The 4,551-nt window shown below is 58.5% G+C and carries 4 protein-coding genes; all 4 read right to left on the reverse strand.

Features of this window, described 5'->3' with window-relative positions:
- Nucleotides 1–941: zinc-binding dehydrogenase (locus A3764_RS14055; RefSeq protein WP_150122188.1), on the reverse strand; the 941-nt coding region annotated here is incomplete at its 3' end.
- Nucleotides 942–972: 31 nt separating this feature from the next.
- The gene (locus A3764_RS14060; protein ID WP_067951691.1) at nt 973–2,415 is read right to left on the reverse strand and encodes an aldehyde dehydrogenase family protein; all 1,443 of its coding nucleotides are present in this window, start codon (nt 2,413–2,415) and stop codon (nt 973–975) included.
- A 91-nt stretch (nt 2,416–2,506) separates the two neighbouring features.
- Nucleotides 2,507–3,598 (reverse strand): mandelate racemase/muconate lactonizing enzyme family protein, encoded by a 1,092-nt coding sequence (locus tag A3764_RS14065; RefSeq protein ID WP_067951692.1) that lies wholly within the window; start codon nt 3,596–3,598, stop codon nt 2,507–2,509.
- A gap of 76 nt (nt 3,599–3,674) precedes the next feature.
- The coding region (locus A3764_RS14070; protein ID WP_150122189.1) for a TRAP transporter large permease subunit at nt 3,675–4,551 on the reverse strand (877 nt) is incomplete at its 5' end.

The following is a 4,551-nucleotide window of genomic DNA, read 5'->3' on the forward strand; positions in this document are numbered from 1 at the left end:
TTCGCCAAGAAGTTCCTGAACTTCATCATCGNTGAANTCGTCCACGACGCCACCAGGTTCAGCTGTCGACGAAGCAAGTCGCCACTGACGTCGACCGTGACTTCGCCGCCCTCGCCCACAAAGCCCATCGTCCCCCAAACGCCTGTGCTGCGGATCGCGGACTTGCGCCCCGCCGCCGTGCCGGATGTATCGAGCGTGTACTCGGCGAACCGGCCGCCGGTCAATTCCTTGATTGCCTCAATCTCGTCGGTATCGGATGGATTGATAACCTCGTCTGCACCAAGTTCCTTGGCCTTCTGCAATCGCTCGTCGCTTATGTCGAGAGCGATTACGCGCGAGCCCATCGCCTTTGCAAGCTGGGTCGCTGAAAGGCCAACCGGCCCCTGACCGAAAACCGCCAACGTCGTTCCGCCTTTCATCTCCATACGCCGCAACGCCGCATAGGCCGTGCCAGTGCCGCAGGAGATCGCAGCCCCCGCCTCGAACGACAGATCATCGTGCAGTTTCACGATGGTATTGGCCGGGACCTTGACGAATGGTGCATGGCCGCCATTCGCATTACCGCCGTAAACTTTGACGGGAACCTCTTGGCAAAGCTGCTGCCAGCCCGCATGGCAATGATTGCATTGTGTGCAGCCCTGATAGTGATGAACCATCACCCGGTCCCCGACGCTGGCCAGACGTGGATCGACCTTCGACCCCACCGCCGCGATCACGCCGGCAATTTCATGTCCGGCAACGGTAGGGCCGGAGGGCTTGTGGCCAGGAATCAGGCTCGGCAACGAACCGTCAGTCGGCTTTGGCAATCTGTATTTGCGTAAATCGCTTCCACACATTCCCGACGCTTTGGTCGCAAGAACTACGTCGAATTCGCCGGGTGTGGGATCCTCGAACTCCAGAAGATCCAGGTCCCGTCCTCCTAGAAAAACTACGCCTCGCATGAATTCTCCTTCCTTTCTCTCTTGAAAACAATCAACTGCCCTGAGATCCGTCGAAATTTCCGATCGCCTTGATCTCCAGGAACTCTTCGAACCCCCAGCGCCCGTACTCGCGGCCGGTACCAGAGGCTTTGTAACCTCCGAACGGCGCGGTCAGGTCTTTGGCGGGATAATTGATATGGACATTGCCGACGCGCAGGCGCGGTGCAAGTCTGCGGGCGCGCTTCAGATCCGCAGTCTGGATGTGAGCGGCGAGACCGTATGCGGATTCATTGGCAATGCGAACCGCGTCGTCGTCGCCGTCGTGGCCTATCAGCACGAGAACCGGTCCGAATATTTCCTCTTGCGCGATGCGCATCGAGTTATCGACGTCCGAAAAGATCGTCGGTCTGACAAAAAAGCCGCGCGAAATTCCATCTGGCAATTCCGGCCCGCCGGCAACGAGTTGCGCGCCTTCGTCGATGCCCGCTCGGATGAGGCCGCAGACCTTTTCGTACTGTGCCCTGTTGGCGACCGGTCCGAGATCCGTCTCCGGATCGCGGACGTCACCAACGACAAGCGAATTGGCAGTCTTCGCCGCGATGGCAGCTGCTTCGTCCATACGGCTTCGGGGGACCAACATGCGGGTCGGCATGCTGCATGACTGTCCGCTATTGCTCATCATCACGCGGACGCCCCTCGCGACAGCGGTTTCGATATCCGCATCGTCCAGGATGATATTGGCCGACTTGCCACCGAGTTCCTGGGTTACACGTTTGACCGTACTCGCCGCTTCTTGCGCGACGGCGATACCGGCCCTCGTCGATCCGGTAATCGACACCATGTCGATATCCGGATGGGACGAAATCGCGGCGCCAGTTACTGCACCTGATCCATGCACCATGTTGAAAACACCCGCCGGAACCCCCGCGTCATGCATCACTTCTGCCCATACCGCAGCGCTGAGCGGCGAGGCTTCGGACGGCTTGAGCACCATGGTGCATCCCGCGGCGATCGCCGGGATGACCTTGCAGGCGATTTGGTTGAGCGGCCAGTTCCACGGTGTAATGAGACCGCAGACGCCGACCGGCTCGCGAGAAATCAACGTCTTTTCATTCGCAGGGAACTCGAACTCGTAGGTCCGCAAGACTTCGATCATCGCGCGGATATGGGCGACAGGCGCGCCGGTGTGCTTCTCTAACGCCATATCGTACGGAGCGCCCATTTCGCGGCATAGCGCCTCGGCAAAATCCTCGCGACGCTTGTCAAACTCCCGCAGCATCGCTTCCAGGAGCGCGATCCGGTCTTTGCGCTTCGAAAAAGAGTAACTTTCGAACGCGGTCTTCGCAGCTGCCACCGCCGCATCCACATCTTCCACCGTACCAAGGATCGTCTGCGTAAACGGCTCGCCGGTCGAGGGATCGATTACATCGATAAACTCCCTATTGTCGGGCGTTATCCAGCCCCCCCCGATAAAGTGGCGCATCTCATTTCCCATTCCATTCTCCTTTCAAATGGCCGCAAAAGACTGCCCGGCTTTGGACGGCCGACGACAATACTTTGCGGAAACCAGAATGAACTGATCGCGCTTAGGCGATCCGATAGTTTTTCAGCGCATCAAAGCGCGGCTTGATTCCTGCTCCAGCCGTGGACGGTGCCTCGACGCAGCCGTCCTTCCCAAGTTGTAGTGTCTCGTCGTAGATTTGCCCCCACATCGGATCGAAGGAGTCGTCGTAAAACTCCAGAATCAACCCATTCTCGATAGCGGCGACCAAGTGGATATGAACCTCCTGTGCCCCGTGTGGCGCGATCTTGATGTCCATGGGCTGCGCCATCGCTGCGACCTTCATGAATTCGCTGACCCCGCCCATGACTTTCGCGTCGGCATTGAAGATTGAAGCGGCGTCATGCGCCATCAGGTCGCGAAAGCCATATCGCGTGTACTCGTTCTCCCCGGTCGCGATCGGGATGATGGTCGATCTCGCAACTTTGGCATGCCCTGAATAGTCGTCTGGCGCCACAGGCTCCTCGAACCAGAATATGTCGTAAGGCTCGATCATCCGCGCGATCTTCGCAGCCTCGTGCCAAGTGTAGGCGCAGTTTGCGTCAACCAGCAGTTTGACATCCCGGCCTATCGCCTCGCGGACGACGCGCACGCGCTCCACATCTTCCGCAAGAGAAGCCGCGCCGATCTTCATTTTTACCGCACCAGCACCTTTAGCCACATTGTCGGACATTTCCCTCGCGAGATCGTCGAGCCCCTTACCTTCCTCGTAGTAGCCGCCGGCGATATAGGCCGGCACGGCTTTGCGATAGGCGCCAAGCAATTTATAGAGCGGCATGTTGGCCACCTGTGCGCGGATATCCCAGAAGGCCATATCCAGCGACGAAATCGCGCGTGTTGTCACGCCCCGCCGCCCCAAGGTCTTGGGCACCCACATCAAATGCCACAGCCGCTCAACCTCAATTGGGTCATGCCCCATGACCACGGCCTCAAGATACCTGATGCTTTCCCGCCATATGGGCCCACCGCTGCGACCGACGCCGACCCCGGTCACACCTTCGTCAGTGTGAACCAGTACGAAACTGGTGTTCACATGGGTGAAGACATGCTTGCCGTTGCGTATCGGTTTTTCACGCGGCCAGCTGAACTCTCGCGTTTCGATATTGGTGATCTTCATGGCCCGCACCTCGAAGATGTCCACACCCGATCGGCTGCCGCCGCCGGAGACGTACTAGGGCTGTCCTCAAATCCCGTCATGGGTTGCCCTCCGTTGCTGGTGTGAAACGGGAGAGCTTTGGTATACAGACGACGACGATAGCTACTGCGAATCCTACTGCAGTCGACCATATTTCCGGGAAACCGATAAGCAGGCCAGCCCCGAACAGACAAGCCCGTGACCACCCGCGGAGCGCACCAAAGCGTGTCAGATAGCCTTCAGAAGCCCCGGCTATGAGGATGATCGCGATAACATTCATGACCAGCCAGATCGCCGTTATGCCGAGGGGGCCCTGGAAGATGAGAGCCGGTTCGAACAGGAAGAAGATCGGAATGAAATAAAGCACTATTCCGATTCGCGCCGAATGGACGCTGGTGATCATCGGGGCCGATCCACTGATCCGCGACGCTAGAAAAGCGGCAAGCGCGACGGGCGGGGTAATGGCTGCGAGCGCCGCGTAGTAAGCGATGAACAGATGAATCGCCACGGTGTTCAGTCCACCGATTTGCTCCAGTGCAGGCGCGAGCGTGAGTGCCAGCATCAGGTACGCCGCCGTGATCATGCCGAGCATACCGAAGATCATGCAGACGACGATACCGATCGCCAAGACCAGAACAATATTACCATGTCCAATCGTGACCAGCGCCGAGGTAAAGTTGGGTGCCACGCCGGTCGCCATCAACCCACCGAGTATGAAGCTGATCGGCAGCAGAAGCGCCATTGCCTGGCTAAGCAACTTGTTGATCTCAAACAGCATGCCGGGAATGCTTTTGAGGGACAGTCGGGTACTCTTGCGAAGCGATGTGAAAACAAGAAGCAGCGCTGAGGCATAGAACGGCGCGAGGCGTTCCCAACGCATGAAGACCAGAGCCCAGACTAGGAATGCCAGCACCAGCAGGATCGGCCAGCCTTCG

The sequence above is a fragment of the Sulfitobacter sp. HI0129 genome (assembly GCF_001635395.1).
Lineage (GTDB): Bacteria > Pseudomonadota > Alphaproteobacteria > Rhodobacterales > Rhodobacteraceae > Sulfitobacter.

Bases quoted from the DNA above. Each gene is read 5' to 3' on its own strand.
- A3764_RS14060 (WP_067951691.1), bottom strand. From the start codon at position 2,415: ATGGGAAATGAGATGCGCCACTTTATCGGGGGGGGCTGGATAACGCCC.
- A3764_RS14065 (WP_067951692.1), bottom strand. From the start codon at position 3,598: ATGAAGATCACCAATATCGAAACGCGAGAGTTCAGCTGGCCGCGTGAA.